Here is a 16,578-nt window from a genome sequence, read left to right on the forward strand (position 1 = left end):
TCATCCAAATAAAAGCCAGCATCTCCTGTCTTTAACGAAACCGCATTGGTTATGGCACTTTTAAAACGAATCTCCGCCTTTTTACAATACTTAAACAGCAACAATCTTAATTGTACATCAAAATTATAAAGATCAAAGAAAACTTTTGAATCAGCCTTACTTCCAAACGCATTGACCTGTGTTAAAAGGTATTTTCCATAACGACTTGCTCTGAAATATCCAGCATACCCAAGAAACTCTCTCATCTTTCTTCTTTGTCGAAAGTTTACATATTTCTTCATCAGCATAACTTGAGTTTCCAAATCTATCGGCTGTTCTGTATTTGGCATTTGTAACACCTCTTTCATAGTAAAAAAAAAGAATGGATATACCATTCTTAATCCCGCCAATGGAATATTTGGATTCGGGCATGACCCCTGCCTTCCTACGGTCTATAATTATATTAGCACATAAGAAGTAAATCATCAACTACTTTTTTCAAAAAATCGCAGATATATACTATTACTTTCTCTTTTTTTCAAAAAATCGGCTTATATATAGGAGCAAACATTCTTAGAGCAAGTTTCGCAATGTAACACAATAACCCTCTCCGGGGTTACTGGCCACTTGCAACTTGATGGGGATTTCGTTTCCTCATACCCTCGACTGCAATCAAAGATATGCATATTGGTTTCCATTTACATGGTCACAGCGTGATGCTTCTCCATCATTGGCTTTCACAGCAAGCTGTAAAATTTTCCTTTTCTTGGGCGGAATCTATGTGCAGAAAGGAGCATTTAATGACAAGACCCCAAAAAGACGAATCACTTACCAAGATCAAAGACGTTCACCTGCGTATGAGCAAAACGGAATATGAAATTCTTTTGGAAAGAGCCAATACATCCAACATGACTGTTTCTGATTTTATCCGCAATGCTTTGGATAACCAGAATGTTATTATCAAATATGAAATTATTGCAGATGTTCCAGAAATAAAAAAGCTGATTAGTGAATGTGGAAAGATAGGAAGCAACCTCAACCAGATTGCCCGATATTTTAATCAAGGTGGAATTATCTCCTCTGAAATGAGAACAGAAATAAAAAAAGCTCTCCGGGATATTTATGAAATAAAATATGAAGTGATGAGAATGACAGGTGATTTTCGTGGCAGTGATTAAACATATCGCAAGTAAAAATGCTGACTATGGAGAATCAGAAAGGTATCTCATCTTTCAGCATAATAAATACACTCAAAAGCCAATCGTCGATGATGAGGGGCATATGATATTACGAGATGAATATTATCTGGACGGTCTGAACTGTGATCCTTTTAGTTTTGCATCTGAATGTCAGGAACTAAACAGCTATTACCATAAAAATAAAAATTTCAATGAGATCAAGTCTCATCATTACATTATCAGTTTTGACCCGAAAGATAGAGAGGAATGTGGACTGACCGGTGAACGGGCACAGCAACTTGGACCGACTTTTGCAAAGAAGCACTTTCCCGGTCATCAGGCTTTAGTCTGCACACATACAGACGGTCATAATGAAAGCGGCAATATTCATGTACATATTGTAATCAACAGCCTTCGTAAATATGATGTACCTCAAAAACCCTATATGGAATTTAACTGCGAATCAAAAGCCGGATATAAACATCACCTAAGCACCACCTACCTTGCTCACTTAAAGCAAGACATTATGGATATGTGCTAGAAAGAGGGCCTGCATCAAGTTGATCTGCTCTCTCCTGCTGAAAGAAAAATCACAGAAAAAGAATACTGGGCACAGCGTCGTGGACAGGAAAAACTTGACAAGCTCAATCAGAAAATGCTTGAAGATGGTATCACTCCAAAAGAGACTCGCTATCAGACAGAGAAACAGTTTCTCCGGGATGCAATTGACGATGCTGCAAGCACCGCCAAGTCACCAGAAGAATTTGCAAAAATCCTTGATGAAAAATATCATATCATCTTCAAGATCAGCCGCAACCGCTACAGCTATCCTTTTTCCTCAGAGTATTCCAGTTTTAATTCCTCAATCTGGGAAGAAATCTTTCCGATACATTTGTCACATATATAATGTTTGCCGTTTGAAGTTGAAGAACTGAAGATCCATCTGCATTCAGATTGGTCGATTCCGCAGAAACTGCATTTGATACTCATGTTATTTCCTCCTTCATTTTTTCTAAATGATACAGGAAAAATGAAGGAGGAAATCTGGCATGAAAAAAAACAGCCCGAAGGATGTTTTGATCAGAAAAATGACAACTGTCCATTTGGATCCTGACGGATTTTTGTATCCGAGGTTTTTGTATCCGAGATTTTTTTTCTCTTCCGCGGAGTTTCCTTTACAGCTTCTTCCTGAGTTTCGGATTCGCTGTTGATCTCGGCGATCGTTTTCGGAGAGAAACGTTTCCAGGAACACTCGGACTTTTTTCCATATCTCCCGTCCTCATCCACGATACCTTTGGAAATGTAGTCAGAAACGATATTTTTTGCTTCCACACTGGAAATATGAAACCTTGCCATCAGCATGGAGTACTGCAATATACCACGTTCTTTGACCAGTGCCATGATCTCTTCATCTGTATATGCCATAATATCCTCCTTCGTTTTTGAGAATAGTTTAACCGATCTTCTCCTGCGCTTCTGCTCACACGAAAAAACGCAGAACAAACCGATTATACCGTTTCAGGACTGTCCGGTCAACGGCAAAAAAGTGAATTCGAATTCACTTTTCTCATAGATTAATATTTGAGATTATGTATGCCAATATATAATATGAAGAAAAAAATGGAAAAATGAAAAACGGCATCTCTCAAAAGAAATGCCGTTTCGTATTATAAAGGAATAATCTTACCATTCAGGATCTCATAGTCGATGTCCATGGACGAGAAGTATACATAGTTCCAGTCTGAAGCAAAGATATATGGGTTTCTGGCGGTTACTCCAGTCTGACGCAGCTGCTGGTGACGGTTGATCTCATACAGAGGTTTTACTCTTTTGATGGAGATCTTCGTCATATCGAATCCGAAGTGCGTGGAGACAAACCGTACCGTCTCCTCGTCAGAAGCCGGGGAAACACCATTGTTGGAAATGTTCTCATAAAACCGGCCTGATACATCTTCATATGGCTTCCATTCCTGCTCACGCTCCAGTCTTCTGGTTAACAGCGCAATCTCTGATCTCAGTTCTTTTACTGTGTTCTGCCATTTTTTCTCTTCCGCTTCCAGACGGTGGCATACAGCGACCTGTTCTCTGGTCCGTTTCTCGACATAAGCCATTTTGATCTTAACAGCCAGATTGTCGGTATTATTCTTATACGCCTCACAAAACTGGTCTTTATCCATCTCTGTATCCATGTAGAACTGATGGATCACGTCGAAATACTCTCCTGGTACAAAAATATTGGTCCTTTTCTCAAATTCTTCTAACAGCATAATTTTTCTCCTTATAGGCAGCCTTCCTCTTTAGCTGAATAATAGCACTCTCCGCAGATGATGAAATCTAGCAGCGGTACAGAAAGTATCTCACCGGCATCTTTGATATTTGTCATTACCTGCATATCCATTTTTGAGGGAGAAACATCTCCGCTCGGATGGTTGTGTGCAAGGATGATACCGGAAGCTCCGCAGAGCAGAGCCTTCATAAATACCTCCCGCGAAGTGATGAGCGAACTGTCCACAGTACCGTGGGAAAGCTCAAAAACCCCAATCAGATGACACTTTTTGTCAAATGCCAGAAGATATATGTATTCTTCCGTCCGGTCTTTGAGACGGAAATACCGGTTAAGGAAATCGAAGGTCATATCCGGCGAATTAAGTGTCTGTGTTTCCCGGCAGAGTTCTTTTTTCTCAAGAACGGGAAGCCGGTCTTTATCAAGATACGTGTCAATAATATACATGCTTTTCTCCTTTGTTTTAAATACCGCGGAGTAAACCTCCGCAGTAGCAGTTATAAGTTATTTTCCATCTGGACAGAACAGGAAGCCTCGGGCAGTTTTTCATACCCGTACAGCTTTCCTTTTTTGCCAAGATCAGCCAGGACAATGTCAGAAGTATCATACATATCGAACTCAAACTCTTTGAGGTGTTTTGCCTGATCTGCATTATGGGAATCAAGGCACTCCTGCGGACTGTCATAGAGCCACAGACAGAATCTGACATTAACACCTGTCGCTTTACGGATATCGTCAAGAACTTCCTCAAAGAACTCTACCCGGTCTTTTTCATTATTACGATACCGGTAAAGCATCTCTTCGTAGTCTGTATCGAAACCGGTATAGATAAGCTTTCCTTCTTTCATGAGGGTTTTATAAACAAAAAGAAGCTCCTTCATAGTCTCACCGATAAGATCGGATTTGATCAGGTAATCCAGAATATCTGTATTCTCCAATACAAATGTCTCGTATGCCATTACGGACGCCGCATCTCGGCGACCCTCTCCAAAAAACTCTTCGCATCTGTAACCTGTCATATTATTTTCCTCCTCTGTACTTAATAAGTGTATTCGAAGCGGGGATACAGTCTTTTCATCTCCCGCCTGATCATGCCCAGAAACCGTTTTGGGCAGTTTTTCGTATACCAGCAGTACCCACGGACAACAACGGAAATCTTATTCCCGTCCAGAGCCCGTCTCAATGTGCTGTACTTGGTCCTGTGTGCCAGCTCCGCGGAGATACACTTCTCCGGAAGCCAGCTCATGTTTTTCTCTTTTTTTCGCAAAATCAGATGCTCCATTTCTTAAGGATTGCCGGGGATGCCTTGGAACTGGTCTGAACTGTCAGTTTGACAGCCGAATTATCTCTGCATGCTTTTTCAAAAAGAGCATCAGCATCTGCTTTGTCAGAAGTTGAAACAACCTTTTGTTCTGTTGAAAAAGGCAGAAGTTCAGAGATAATGGAGTAAAGGGGATATCCCTCTTCCTCAACCGGTTCTACATCATATGGAATATCCAAAGATGGAAAGGAAATGCAAAGTTCTGTTTCTGCCAGATTCTGTGCCTTTCTGTAAGCCTCATCCGGATCCTCTGCTTTTACGGAGATAGTTCCGTTGCATTTGACCCCGTTCAGGGATAATGTGAAGAGATACTCTATCTGTGGGTGTTCATCTTTTATGACTCCCCACCTGTGAAAAAATGTCTCCAGATGTTCTGCCAGGTTATCATAAGCTTTTCCGCACAGATTTGCCGGAGTATCTGGACCACAGCCTTCCTCTCCTTCTTTTTGAGGAATTTTAATCCCGTACTCATCCAGGAAATCCTCGAAAATGTCCATTATCTGCCCAATAAACTCAGACTTGTTTTCTTTTTTGATCATGTTTTTCTCCTTTGTTATAAAATGTTTTCCAGTTTCTCTGGGTGAAGGTCACCACAGGTATAGCTTTTCTCATCAGGACGACACTTTTGTCGTGATGGGATCTGCCAACGGACAAGTGTCCGATAATCCAGGCGGGAGCTGTTATCTCCTATCCATTTCCTACGCATTTGTCGATACGGAAATCAAACATCCAGTCTGTCAGTCCCGGATAATTCTTTTTCGTATTTTTTCTTAGCTTCTTTTAAGGTATTTTCTAATACAGAAATACCCAGCACATTGTAAGGTCTGCACATATGCAAAGCCTCCTCCATCATATTGATGGCGTGAGGTGCACTTGGGCTGAAACCAAAAAGAACAGACTCCTTATATTCACGTATTGCTGTCTGAATAATCCTTTGTTTGTGAATATCTCTCATAAATTTATCCTCCTGTATTTACAGAATCAAATTCTCTTGTGTATACGTTATTGTAGGAACGGCGTTTTGCAACAAAACGACGTGTCTGTCGTGATGGTAAGTGCCAACTGACAGATGTCCGATGATCCATGCCGGGGCTTTTATTTCTGTTCCATTACTCACGCACTTGTCAATTCGGTAGTCGAACAGCCAGTCAACCAGACTGGGATATGACTTCTCAATCACCCCTTCGGTATAGCAGTTCAGGCGCACAGTAGCATCCTTACCAAAAGTGGATTCATATCTGCGGATGCGGTCACCGACCTGATACTTTTCATATACGGCCTTGACGATCTCACAGGTATGCCCATGTCTGCAGACGGACAGGATGTTTTTGAAGCCTGAGGTCTGACGCTGGACCAGCTTGCTGCTCTCCCTGCATACAGGGCAGACACTCACACCGATCTCTGTTGCTCTTACAGGATCGTCATGGATACGCCAGCCATACTTTTGGTCTGATTCTTCCTTATTCATTTTTTTCTCCTTTCGTTTTTATTTGCAAAAAAAATATGACAAAGAAGGAAAAAAACAAAAATCAGACTGTACGGACGACAATCAGGCTTATAAGAGACAATATATTTAAAAAATATCCTTAAATACTTGCAGATACGGAAAATAGGATTATAATGAAAGTATATGTACTACAAAAAAGGAGGAAAAATTGAATGAAAAGACATTTTAAGCAACTCTTAGTGGCATTTCTGGCTCTGACAATGGTTCTGACCGGTGCCATGTGTGTGCAGGCGAAAACTATTACAAAACCTGCTCAGACACTAACTTTGTATCCTTCTAAGTCATTACACTACAATGCAAACAGAAGGATATTTGCTACGGCAAACGAAACGGTGGTAAATACGGATTCCTATATGAATTGGGGAACGTCCTCTTTTAAATCTTCCAAAACATCTGTGGTAAGCCTTATTTCCAGAAAGGTATATATGCTGACACAGACAAATCCTGATTCTTTTTCTGCTTACTTCATGAAAGCAAAGAAAACAGGCTCCGCGGTGGTTTCCTATAAGAAAGGAAAAGATACCTACAAACAAAAAGTTATAGTAAAAAAATATGTCAATCCATTATCTTCTTTCAAAATCGGTTCCATGAATCTGACATCCAAGTTCAACAAAAATGCACACTATGTGTTGAGTTATGACAAGTATAAAAACAAAGAACTGAAACTACAGATAAAAGGTAAAGACGGATGGAATATCAGTACACGCAAGCTCAATGATCCAAAAGGATGCGAATTAGGAACCTGGCTTAATGATGGAGATACCTTTAAGGTTGCAAACAAAAATATGTTCCTGACTGTTTTTGCATATGATCAGAAAACAAAACAGACGATAGAATGCACGATTATTTTTAAATAATTTGCCCCAGATTTAACTGCGATCACCAAAGAAGGACGTAATCCATAGTATAGGGTTGCGTCTTTTTTGGCGATTGTGTTTTCTGATTCTGATATATGTTCTACATCTGATTCTTTCTACAGAATTAATGTTTTTTTTAAAATCTGTATTTTTTGTGTATGACTGATCTCCTATCGTTTTTTGTATATATGTATTACGAAGAACATCTGTAAGAACAAAAAAATGGGACAGATATATTTCTGTCCCAAAACAATTATTCACATATTCAGTTTTCTGGAAAATAACCGGCTGCTTCCGGAACTAACTTTATAGAATCTTCCGCGGAAAAACCTCTGCCAACAATTTCCCGGATAAACTCCGGATTAGTTTAACCAAGATGTTTCAGTGCTTCCTTGAAGGTGGGGGCATTTTTTCGTCTGAACCAGCTTCCACTTCCGATGTCATAATCAGAATCGCCATTTTCAAACATATTTGCTTTAGTAATGAAGAAGCCGAAACGATTAACAAATCCATTTTTGGAAATATGTGTAAGCTCTCGTTCATTCTCACAGTGTTTGGCAACAAACACATGGTAGCCTTTTTCTTCTGCTGTTGGAAGCCAGGCCTTAAATTCCGGATCAGCATAAAGCTGTCCAGTTAATATGACAATACCATCTGGAAGTCTGCCCTCTTCTTTTCCTTTTTTTGTGACTATAAGGTAGTCGCAACGTCCATATCCTGATTCTCTGTAGTTATATCCCATATGCATTCTCCTTTCGTTTTTTTGTACTTGAAAATATGAAAAAAAATAAAGGAAACAAAAAATCAGGCTGCTCGTAAGGAGAACAGCCTGAAGTGGGGATATATTATTTACGGGTGTAGGTGTCTGCTTTGTTGTTTGGTATCGTGCAGGTGGTGCCGTCGGAGGTGTAGGCAGTTCCGTCGGAGGCGTACCAGGTGCCGGAGGGAAGATAATAATAATCAGTAAATGAAAATTTATCACCAAGAGATATATTTGTTAGTCCATAACATCTCTCGAACATATAGCCCATATCTGTGACTTTTTCAGTATTAAAAGATGATAAGTTGAGGCTTACAATTCCAGAACAATTCCAGAACATGTCTCCCATACTTGTAACATTATCAGTATTGAACGACGACAAAGTAAGAGATGTAAGTCCAGGACAGTCGTAAAACATACTATCCATATTTGTAACTTTACAGGTATTGAAAGATGATAAATCGAGATTGGCTACATTTTTGCAACTCTTGAACATGCTGAGCATGGTAGTGACATTGTCAGTGTTTAAGCTAGATAAATTGAGACCTATAAGTCCGGAACAATTTTCAAACATGAAACTCATGTCGGTAACTTTACTGGTATCCAAGGGAGATAAATCAAGATTGGTGAGACTGGAGCAGCCACTGAACATTCTATACATATTGGTAACATTACTGGTATCAAAAGATGATAGATCGAGTTCTGTAAGTTTTTTGCAGTTGTAAAACATATTTTTCATATTAATAACATTATTTGTATTTAAGGATGATACTTTCAAGTTCGTAAGCGAAAGGCAGTGATAAAAAAGACCTGACATATCTGTAACCTTACTGGTATCAAATGATGACAAGTTTAGATTTGTAAGGTTAATACAATTACTAAATACATTACTCATAATTGTTACACTACTGGTATTTAGAGGCGTAAGATTGAGGCTGGTAAGTCCTGTGCACACAAAAAACATGCCCTCCATATTAGTAACACCGCAAAAATCCAGATTGCTGAAATCTATAAAAGACAAGTTCTCTTTTTCGGCAAACATATAAGAACTATCCACGGCAGCAACCACTTTCTGACCAGGAACTTGAGAAGAAACTTTCATCGTTCCTTCGTCCATCCATGCTATCACTCCGCCATCTCCGTCTGCATCTACATCTATTAAGGTTGCAGATATAGGCATAGTTTCATCAGTAAACACTACAGATGTAGCAGTATCAGGAATTAAATCTCTAAACTCATTTGAGTATTCAGATGATATGCCGCCCTTGATGATAAAAGCTTTGGGCTTAGCATACAAATCTAAATCAGAAAAAATCCCTGTTATAGGCAAACCATTATTATCTGTTTCAATTTTTGAAGTGCATTGAGAATCTGAATACCATGCGACAGAGGTATTTCCTGGAAGCCTATACTGACCAGATACGATTTTTCCAGAACTGTTTACAATAATCTCATTTTCTGAGCTTCCATCTGCGAAAGTCAGTCCATTTCCATGATAGGTAATAGTATAACCCAGTGGATTTTTGCCTGGTTTCGCTGTACTGATAGAAACATCTGGAACTGGCCTTTCATCAATGGATAAACTGTCATCCCAAACCTTTGTAACTGTTTTTACTCCGGAAGTTTTGGAATCCTTAAAGTCGTAAACTTTCCCACTGTCACCTCCAGAACTGCTATCCGCACTGGTACTACTAATTTTCGTAAATTCTATCGGGGGGGGGGTACTACCAGAATTAATATTACTTGCAGATACGGGTACTGCCATCATAGCAACCATAGTTGCTCCGATTAGTATTCTCGGAACCAATTTTTTTAACTTCATTACACATATACCTCCTGAAATTCATTTTGGGGATAATATAAAAAAAATTGGAAGAAAAATTAAGAACATTTCTCCTCCGCGGAGGCATTGCCCCGGGAAAAATTGGATAAATGGATATGCAAAAGTGGTTTTTCCGCGGAGAACAAATATGAAAAGGTATTTTTAGACACAAAAAAAAGACTCCAGTTATATAAACTGAAGCCTCTTTCCATTCTGATCACTTTTTGTAATCCGTCACACTGCAGGTTGGTAATCCTTTGGTGTCCCATGACATACCTGCCTTATTCTTCCATGTCCGGCTGCCAAGCAGGAATCCGCCTGACTGCGCATCCAGAATATACCATTTGCCACCAACTCTTACCTGATTCCACTGGTGGCTTGGGTTACTTGCCTTGGAGTCTGCGTGTACATATCTGCAGTCTACTCCGATTGCATCACAGAGTGCTTTCATGGCTCTGGCATATCCGGAGCATTGTGCTTCTCCATATACCAATGCACCCCAGGCGGTGTTTGCATAATTATACTGCCAGCCCCTATAAGCGTAGCTGCAGTTGCTGCGGAGATAATTATATGCAGTCAGTACACTGTCATAATCTGACATTCCTTTACGGATGTGAACAGATTTTTTCTTGTTCTTCTTTGCTTGTAATTGTGACAAGGTGACCTCCCTGCTTTTTACAGTATTTTTTTGCACTCTCCCAGTCCATAGAGGAATCATATATCGTATAGTAGTGTCCATTCCATAATATTGAGGATAGCTTCTCCCGTCTTAATTTCACCAAAAAAACAAAGAAGCAACGACCCTTTAGGGTAGGTTTTACTATCCCTGAGTTTCGATGTAATGTTCAAATATATTACCTAAAATATCTTTTGTCGTTTACATGATATTCTCTGGCTGTTTCAAACGGCTGGAAGATGATGTCAGCCTTGATTTCATTCGTAGCCGTCTGGAACGGAATTTCGTTTGGAAAGTCTATCCATGCCCTGGTGCATTTGTCAGTAAAAAAAATCCGCAGCAGTTTCAGCCGCGGATGTATATGGGATCTCAGAGCACTAATGGTAACCCTTAGTCGCAAGATGGTATGATATCTGGATTTGAGACAAAGATCATACGCTGTTTTTCATACGGTATGTCGTAGAGATTTTCTGGCAAAGAAATCTGGTTGATTCTTGGGCAATCGGCAAATGCTCCGTCATCTATGTACCGGACACTCTTGGGGAGCGTAATAGTATTAAGATCAGTTCCGGCAAACGCCATCGAACCGATCCCGACCACATTATCCGGAATGTTGATTGCTTTTAAGGAACAGCAGCCATAGAAGGCTCCATCGTCAATGAGGACAACCTGCCGCGGAATGTCGATCACTTCCAGGCTCCTGCATCCAGCAAATGAAAAAGCTCCTATCTTTCGAAGATTGTATGGAAGGATCACTTTTTTTAATCCAGGCATGTTAGAAAAACATCTGGGTGGCAGTATCCATACGTCGTCGTTAATGACAGCTACGCTTCCTCCATCCTTCATATTTGCATTTTCTTTGATCCATTGTTCTAACATAAGAATCCTCTCCTTTCGTTTTTGTTCGTACAAAAATATGAGGAACGTCAGAGGGATTTAAAAATCCGTCTGTTTATCATTTTGTCCTTAAATACGAGCAAAGGAGGAGCCGTGGATGGGAAGTATATTTTCGGAACTTTTTAATAATTGGGTAAATGCATTCGAACAGGAAGAGGGAAAGAAGAAACCGATACATCTTCCCAATGCAAAGGAGAATTACAGAGAGACTGCAAAATATCAGATGATGGATTATATAAAAAAAGTAGATGCAGCCAAGAAGAGAGGCAAGGAATACTGTGATCTGGTCAGTTCCGAGCCTTATCCGATGAGGCAGGAACATATCGATTATTTCCTGAAGAAGGGATATGACATATACTGGAGCGTATTAGATCTGGAAACAGGACCTGCCTATTATTATAAGGCTGTATGGACGGAGGATGCAGAGGGGAAACTGAAAGAAGGGTTCTGATATTTGTTTTCCGGATAAACATGTGGTATACATACGAGCAGGGCTTCTGTAAGCTGCTCCACTACAACGGAGAAATTATCGGGGTTTTGGCAGACGAGTCTGTGTTGGACGAAACAGGCAAGGTCGATGCCACAAAGCTGAACGCCTTTGTATTCGACCAGTTCCGCAACGGCTACTATGCCATCGGTGAGAAAGTCGGTCAAGCATGGCACACTGGTACACCGCTGATGAAAGAATAAAGATATACCAAAACGCCCCTTGCTACAGAAATGTAGCAAGAGGCTTGTAGTTCAATAAATACCGATTTTCTCAATTCTCCAAACTGGAATTTATCACTCTGTCAGTCGATTCTCCTCGCCCCAGACACAGAGCTGATCCAGCACAATCATCAGCGATTTCCCACGCTCCGAAAGTGCATATTCTACCTTCGGCGGAATCTGCGGATACTCGGTGCGGACGATCAGTTTATCCGCTTCCAGCTCCTTGAGATTCGTGCTGAGAGTTTTGTCGGAAATGGTTTTCAGATACCGTTTCAGTTCATTGAATCGCACCGTCTCAAACTCCATCAGGCAGTAAAGAATGGCCATCTTGTGCTTGCCGGAGATCAGCGACAGCGTGTAGGCAAAGCCGGTGTCCTCGAAATTGGCGTTCTCGATATAATTCTTTATCATTTCACTTTCTCCTAAGATAGTACCTATCATAATAGACAGTACTTGAATTTCTGTTTTACTCGGTTATAATTATAAGCAGGATGAACAGTCCTGTCAATCTGATCACAAGGAGAAGTTATCATGAGAACAAAACTGAAAATAACCGAAGGCATTTTCCCCATGCCGGTTCTGATGGTTGCGACTTATAACGAGGACGGCAGCGTGAATGTCATGAACGCCGCATGGGGCACCATGCAGGAGCGGGACACCGTCGCCTTAAACCTCACCGAGACTCATAAGACCGTGCAGAACATCAAGGCACGGGGAGCATTCACCGTCAGCATTGCCGATGCTGCCCACATAGTGGAAGCAGACTATTTCGGCGTGGAATCCGGAAATAAGGTTTTCGACAAATTTGCCCGCAGCGGTCTGACCGCAAGTAAAGCAGAAGCCGTCGATGCCCCTGTCATTAACGAGTTCCCGCTCTGCCTGGAGTGCAGGTTCATCGAGTATCAGAACAATGAATACGGATGCGGCGTCATCGGCAAGGTGATCAATGTCACTGCCGATGAGAGCGTTATGGTGGATGGAAAAATTGATATATCTAAGGTCAACGCCATCGCATTTGACCCCTACACCCACGGCTATTATAAAGTCACCGAGCGTGTGGGCGAAGCATTCCAAGATGGCTTAAAGCTGAAAAAGTAAGGTGTGCAGAAAAGGAGCTTTCGCATTAGCGAAGGCTCCTTCTTAAAATATGTGGATTTCACAAATTCAAATTGTTACACTTAAAAAAGCGGAATTTCACCATCATAGTTTTCTGCTTTTTCCAATAGCGGTCCTTTAGCTCCCATCGTAAACGCGATGTCGCTACTGCGGATAGAGAGCAGCTCCATTCCGGGTCTCACCTTCAAAAAATCCATCATTTTCTTCGTAAGAAGAATTTGCCCCTCCTGTGAAATCTCTACCCAGCAGTAGGAACGCCCCTTGTATTTGATAAATTCGCCAGAACCTGCTGAGTAGTCAAGCAACGGTGGAGTATCGTCCAAAATGTGACCAAGTTTTGACGGATGCAAAAGGCCTTTTCGGGTGACGCAGAAGCCACCGGTAATCTTACTTCCGGTAAAAAGATATACTTTTTCTTCATCTGCAATGTGATATTCTTCCATTGCCTGCGGTGGAATCCGCAATGTTCCATCCGTCCGAATGAGTGATTTCCCGAAAATAAATTTTCCTCCCTTATTCATTTGTGGCATAAAAACACCTCCTGAAATCCCGATTGAGATTTCACCTGTTTTAAGAAATTTAATAACTGTTATATTTTGTTATTAAATTCTCCGCAAACCATTGAAAACACTGGATTTGTCGCAGGTGAGCTTTCCCTTATTGTTTCCCTTGTGTTATATCGTCCCACCAGTGTTTACGAACTCTGATAAGGGCAAATACAAGGGCAAGAAAAATCTATAAAACAGTATAACACAAAATAAAACTGACATGGTGAACTGATTGAAATGCTTCTTAATTTTTACAATTAATGGTTGATTGAATAATAAGGAGATGGGATACGATGAGAACAATATTTGCAGAATACAATCCACAGTGCAACAGTATTGATGTTTATACCAGTGCCGGCTATATGCTTCGCATTGACTGCTGGGAAGCTGAAAAGAATTTAAAGACTACACCTGGATCAGAATGTGCTTTGACATCTCTTGCAATTGATGAGCCATTAGAATATGCAAGGTTATATCTTGATGGAAATTTGCAGATGTGGGTAGATGCGGAAGATTCACTTGAACTTTAATATTTCCTATTAAAAACATATAATAAAAGTCCCCCTTACTATTTTTGAAGGAGAACTTTTGTTAAGATTTATTAGAGTTTTCCATTCTGGTTCTGCCATGTAAATTCATCAACGATAGTTTCCATATAGAAAATGTTAGATAAAAAAATTCATTAGAATTTAAAAATTAGCAAAGGGGCAGAAGCAAGGTCTAATCATAAATTTATTCTGTACCTTTTGCTTATTAGGGTATATAGGATATTTCAACAGACGCTTATAACAATCCACTGTATATTTTTAAATCTTCATCCTTAAACACATTAAAGATTACCTTTTTTATTCTGCTGTCTTTGTTAAGATACTGTTTTACAGTGTACGTTGCAATCTCGGCAGCTCGTTGCTGTGGAAAACGGAATACACCTGTAGACAAACAACAGAATGCAATAGATTCCACACCAGTATCAGCTGCAAGCTTTAGGCACTCTGTGTAACAGCTTGCGAGCAGTGCTTCATCCTCTTTTGTGACTTTCCATTGTATAATAGGTCCTACCGTATGAAGAATATATTTTGCCGGAAGATTGTAGCCCGATGTTATCTTTGCTTTGCCGGTCTCTTCTTCATGCCCCTGCTTTGCCATAATCTCATGCATTTTCAGACGAAGTTCCATTCCAGCATAAGTATGAATAAAGTTATCAATACAGGCATGCATCGGTGAAAAACAACCAAGCATCTGTGAGTTACACGCATTCACGATCGCATCACATTTCAAAGTGGTAATATCACCCTGCCAGATATATAATCTCGAATCGGATTTTACAGGTGCAAGCGTGTCAACATCTGTGATTCCACGCTCTTTATTTCTTTCTGTAAGATACTCATCCTGTATTTTCAAAAAATCATTACTGATTGATCTTGGCGGTCTGACATTCATAAGTGAGCGGAGCAGATTTTCCTGCCCCTGCTTATCCATAGGAATGTTCTGTCTGCCAAACGGTATTTCTTCTTTTAAAAGATACTGAATCAGATATTCTCTTCGCTCATCCTGTGTCATAATACCAGCCCCCTTATATCAGTAATTGCCTTTGCCATATCACCGCCAATACCGATTGCACGTTCCCCGAAGCTTTCCGGAACTACCGCTTCATCCATATTCAGGCGTATCAAACTATAAGACGAGTTCTCCCTCACCATCTTTTCAAAAGGGAAACGTATAATAATCGGTGTATTAAATCCAACTCCAAGTTCCAAAAGAACACCCTTTTTATCTTTATTCTGTTCCAGAAAACCCGCATACTTGTCGGCTGCCTCATGCCACGCTTCATCTTCCACAAAATAATTATCACAACGGAGATTCATAGCCATATTGCCGCCACACACCGGACATTTTGGTACAAGTTCTGATGGAATCAGGCAGTCTCTTCTCGCTTCATCCATTTTACGAAACAGAACTTCTGCATCGTAAGTCTTTGGATGACAGGCTTTCTGGCACTGGATTTTTCCATAATCTCCCTGTGTTGCAAATATTCTTTTTCCATCTGAATCCCGCTTTATAAAACTGATGATCCACATTGGTTGTAAGTACAAAATATTCTTTGTTCTTTACAATATCATAAAGCTCGTTATAAAGTGGCAATGCCGGAGGATCAAAGCGGTTCATCAATGCGTGTTTTGCGACCAGTATCCCCACTTTGCCTCCTCAGACGGATATGGATAAAATCCGGCTGCATACATATCTGTCATGTAATGCCCACCGTATTTTTTTATAAATTCTGCAAAATTGTCTGTAAACCTTTTATCGCCATACTGGATTCCCGCAGCTGTCGATGCCCCGGCCCCTGCCCCGATTATAACACAATCTGCATTTCTTATATTCTCTGCTGCCCTGTCAATCTGGTCTTCATATGCATCCTTTTGGAATACATAATCCATTGCCGGAGTACTACATAAAAAGTTTCTCCAGTCAGCATGCCCTTTTCTGATTTTCTTAAAGATCATAGCTTAACCTCTTTTCTCAATACACTGCTTCGGACAAATTTCTGCACATCTTCCGCAATGCAGACAATGATTCTGATTGATTACAACAGGAACTGAAGATATATCAATGCATTTTTGCGGACATACCGAGTAACACAACTTACATCCGATACAGTCTTTCCCAACAAAATACCCCGTATGAACAACTTCTGCTTTTCCGATTGTTATAGTATCTCTCACAATATTTGATGGATTGCTGATATCAAAATACTCGCCCTGTGCCTCATACAGCTGAAACACTTCGATTGCGTCTTTCGTATCTCCCGGATAGATTTTCTTCATGTATGGATTTCTATCAAACATAATATCAAGATTCTTTTTCCCGATGTTCTTTATTTTTCCACGAAGAGAAACTGCAATTTTGTCTTTTTGTTGCAGA

The 16,578-nt window shown here is 40.4% G+C and carries 25 protein-coding genes and 2 pseudogenes; 7 read left to right on the forward strand and 20 right to left on the reverse strand.

The genetic code is table 11. The features are described from left to right. A partial coding sequence (locus tag AC075L_RS10725; protein ID WP_476387652.1) for an Abi family protein occupies positions 1-329 on the reverse strand: 329 nt, incomplete at its 3' end. A 450-nt stretch (positions 330-779) separates the two neighbouring features. Here AC075L_RS10725 and AC075L_RS10730 point away from each other — a divergent pair. After that, positions 780-1,157: a plasmid mobilization protein gene (locus tag AC075L_RS10730; RefSeq protein WP_476387653.1), complete on the forward strand. Its 378-nt coding sequence runs from the start codon at positions 780-782 to the stop codon at positions 1,155-1,157. After that, positions 1,144-1,698 carry a relaxase/mobilization nuclease domain-containing protein gene (locus AC075L_RS10735; RefSeq protein WP_476387654.1) on the forward strand — a complete coding sequence of 185 codons (555 nt, stop codon included), beginning with the start codon at positions 1,144-1,146 and terminating at the stop codon, positions 1,696-1,698. Before AC075L_RS10730 ends, AC075L_RS10735 begins: the two co-directional genes overlap by 14 nt. Positions 1,699-1,982: 284 nt before the next feature. Here AC075L_RS10735 and AC075L_RS10740 read toward each other — a convergent pair whose 3' ends face one another. The 9 genes from AC075L_RS10740 to AC075L_RS10780 form a co-directional block, all read right to left on the reverse strand. Next, entirely contained in the window at positions 1,983-2,147 is a 165-nt protein-coding gene (locus AC075L_RS10740) for a hypothetical protein (protein WP_476387655.1), read from the reverse strand. Positions 2,148-2,237: 90 nt separating this feature from the next. Continuing rightward, a complete protein-coding gene (locus AC075L_RS10745) occupies positions 2,238-2,582 on the reverse strand; it encodes a hypothetical protein (RefSeq protein WP_476387656.1) in 345 nt (114 codons plus the stop codon). Between the two features lie 242 nt (positions 2,583-2,824). Continuing rightward, positions 2,825-3,424: a hypothetical protein gene (locus AC075L_RS10750; protein WP_476387657.1), complete on the reverse strand. Its 600-nt coding sequence runs from the start codon at positions 3,422-3,424 to the stop codon at positions 2,825-2,827. 11 nt (positions 3,425-3,435) lie between these two features. Beyond that, entirely contained in the window at positions 3,436-3,888 is a 453-nt protein-coding gene (locus AC075L_RS10755) for a JAB domain-containing protein (RefSeq protein WP_476387658.1), read from the reverse strand. 50 nt (positions 3,889-3,938) lie between these two features. Then, positions 3,939-4,460, reverse strand: a complete 522-nt coding sequence (locus AC075L_RS10760; RefSeq protein ID WP_476387659.1) for a hypothetical protein — start codon at positions 4,458-4,460, stop codon at positions 3,939-3,941. Between the two features lie 20 nt (positions 4,461-4,480). Further along, positions 4,481-4,708: a hypothetical protein gene (locus AC075L_RS10765; protein WP_118567147.1), complete on the reverse strand. Its 228-nt coding sequence runs from the start codon at positions 4,706-4,708 to the stop codon at positions 4,481-4,483. Between the two features lie 2 nt (positions 4,709-4,710). After that, entirely contained in the window at positions 4,711-5,301 is a 591-nt protein-coding gene (locus tag AC075L_RS10770) for a hypothetical protein (protein WP_476387660.1), read from the reverse strand. Between the two features lie 182 nt (positions 5,302-5,483). Beyond that, positions 5,484-5,717, reverse strand: a complete 234-nt coding sequence (locus AC075L_RS10775) for a hypothetical protein (protein WP_476387661.1) — start codon at positions 5,715-5,717, stop codon at positions 5,484-5,486. A gap of 18 nt (positions 5,718-5,735) precedes the next feature. Then, positions 5,736-6,230: a hypothetical protein gene (locus AC075L_RS10780; RefSeq protein ID WP_476387662.1), complete on the reverse strand. Its 495-nt coding sequence runs from the start codon at positions 6,228-6,230 to the stop codon at positions 5,736-5,738. Positions 6,231-6,421: 191 nt separating this feature from the next. Here AC075L_RS10780 and AC075L_RS10785 point away from each other — a divergent pair, with 191 nt between their 5' ends. Continuing rightward, a complete protein-coding gene (locus tag AC075L_RS10785) occupies positions 6,422-7,126 on the forward strand; it encodes a hypothetical protein (protein ID WP_476387663.1) in 705 nt (234 codons plus the stop codon). 367 nt (positions 7,127-7,493) lie between these two features. Here AC075L_RS10785 and AC075L_RS10790 read toward each other — a convergent pair whose 3' ends face one another. The 5 genes and pseudogenes from AC075L_RS10790 to AC075L_RS10810 all read right to left on the reverse strand — a co-directional run bounded on the left by AC075L_RS10790 (position 7,494) and on the right by AC075L_RS10810 (position 11,263). Beyond that, complete coding sequence (locus AC075L_RS10790; RefSeq protein WP_476387664.1) at positions 7,494-7,868, reverse strand: hypothetical protein; 375 nt, start codon at positions 7,866-7,868, stop codon at positions 7,494-7,496. Positions 7,869-7,971: 103 nt separating this feature from the next. Further along, positions 7,972-9,708, reverse strand: coding sequence for a BspA family leucine-rich repeat surface protein (locus AC075L_RS10795; protein ID WP_476387665.1), 1,737 nt, complete (start codon positions 9,706-9,708; stop codon positions 7,972-7,974). A gap of 217 nt (positions 9,709-9,925) precedes the next feature. Next, positions 9,926-10,366, reverse strand: a complete 441-nt coding sequence (locus AC075L_RS10800) for a transglutaminase domain-containing protein (RefSeq protein ID WP_476387666.1) — start codon at positions 10,364-10,366, stop codon at positions 9,926-9,928. 4 nt (positions 10,367-10,370) lie between these two features. Further along, a pseudogene (locus tag AC075L_RS10805) lies at positions 10,371-10,415 on the reverse strand (hypothetical protein); the annotation flags it as partial. A 359-nt stretch (positions 10,416-10,774) separates the two neighbouring features. After that, a complete protein-coding gene (locus tag AC075L_RS10810; protein ID WP_055060802.1) occupies positions 10,775-11,263 on the reverse strand; it encodes a leucine-rich repeat domain-containing protein in 489 nt (162 codons plus the stop codon). 115 nt (positions 11,264-11,378) lie between these two features. Between AC075L_RS10810 and AC075L_RS10815 the strand changes: the two genes are divergently transcribed. Together AC075L_RS10815 and AC075L_RS10820 are read left to right on the forward strand one after the other, a co-directional pair. Then, on the forward strand, positions 11,379-11,732 hold the full coding sequence (locus AC075L_RS10815; RefSeq protein ID WP_055060801.1) for a hypothetical protein: 354 nt from the start codon (positions 11,379-11,381) through the stop codon (positions 11,730-11,732). Positions 11,733-11,833: 101 nt separating this feature from the next. After that, complete coding sequence (locus AC075L_RS10820) at positions 11,834-11,971, forward strand: hypothetical protein (protein ID WP_476387667.1); 138 nt, start codon at positions 11,834-11,836, stop codon at positions 11,969-11,971. 93 nt (positions 11,972-12,064) lie between these two features. Here AC075L_RS10820 and AC075L_RS10825 read toward each other — a convergent pair whose 3' ends face one another. Then, positions 12,065-12,403: a winged helix-turn-helix transcriptional regulator gene (locus AC075L_RS10825; RefSeq protein ID WP_476387668.1), complete on the reverse strand. Its 339-nt coding sequence runs from the start codon at positions 12,401-12,403 to the stop codon at positions 12,065-12,067. A gap of 120 nt (positions 12,404-12,523) precedes the next feature. Here AC075L_RS10825 and AC075L_RS10830 point away from each other — a divergent pair, with 120 nt between their 5' ends. Further along, positions 12,524-13,090 (forward strand): flavin reductase family protein, encoded by a 567-nt coding sequence (locus AC075L_RS10830; protein ID WP_476387669.1) that lies wholly within the window; start codon positions 12,524-12,526, stop codon positions 13,088-13,090. An 80-nt stretch (positions 13,091-13,170) separates the two neighbouring features. Here the strand turns inward: AC075L_RS10830 and AC075L_RS10835 are convergent, their stop codons facing one another. Next, the gene (locus tag AC075L_RS10835) at positions 13,171-13,638 is read right to left on the reverse strand and encodes a hypothetical protein (RefSeq protein ID WP_476387670.1); all 468 of its coding nucleotides are present in this window, start codon (positions 13,636-13,638) and stop codon (positions 13,171-13,173) included. Between the two features lie 311 nt (positions 13,639-13,949). Between AC075L_RS10835 and AC075L_RS10840 the strand changes: the two genes are divergently transcribed. Then, entirely contained in the window at positions 13,950-14,186 is a 237-nt protein-coding gene (locus AC075L_RS10840) for a DUF6061 family protein (RefSeq protein WP_005337274.1), read from the forward strand. A gap of 253 nt (positions 14,187-14,439) precedes the next feature. On the opposite strand, the gene AC075L_RS10845 is transcribed toward AC075L_RS10840, so the two are convergent. The 3 genes and pseudogenes from AC075L_RS10845 to AC075L_RS10855 all read right to left on the reverse strand — a co-directional run. Continuing rightward, positions 14,440-15,216, reverse strand: coding sequence for a protein-ADP-ribose hydrolase (locus AC075L_RS10845; protein ID WP_476387671.1), 777 nt, complete (start codon positions 15,214-15,216; stop codon positions 14,440-14,442). Beyond that, positions 15,213-16,160: pseudogene (locus AC075L_RS10850) on the reverse strand (SIR2 family NAD-dependent protein deacylase). Before AC075L_RS10850 ends, AC075L_RS10845 begins: the two are co-directional and overlap by 4 nt. Positions 16,161-16,163: 3 nt before the next feature. Further along, positions 16,164-16,578, reverse strand: a 415-nt coding sequence (locus tag AC075L_RS10855) for a 4Fe-4S binding protein (protein WP_476387672.1), incomplete at its 5' end; no start/stop codon positions are given.

This window comes from Blautia sp. ZXY-1-B12 (assembly GCF_056339915.1).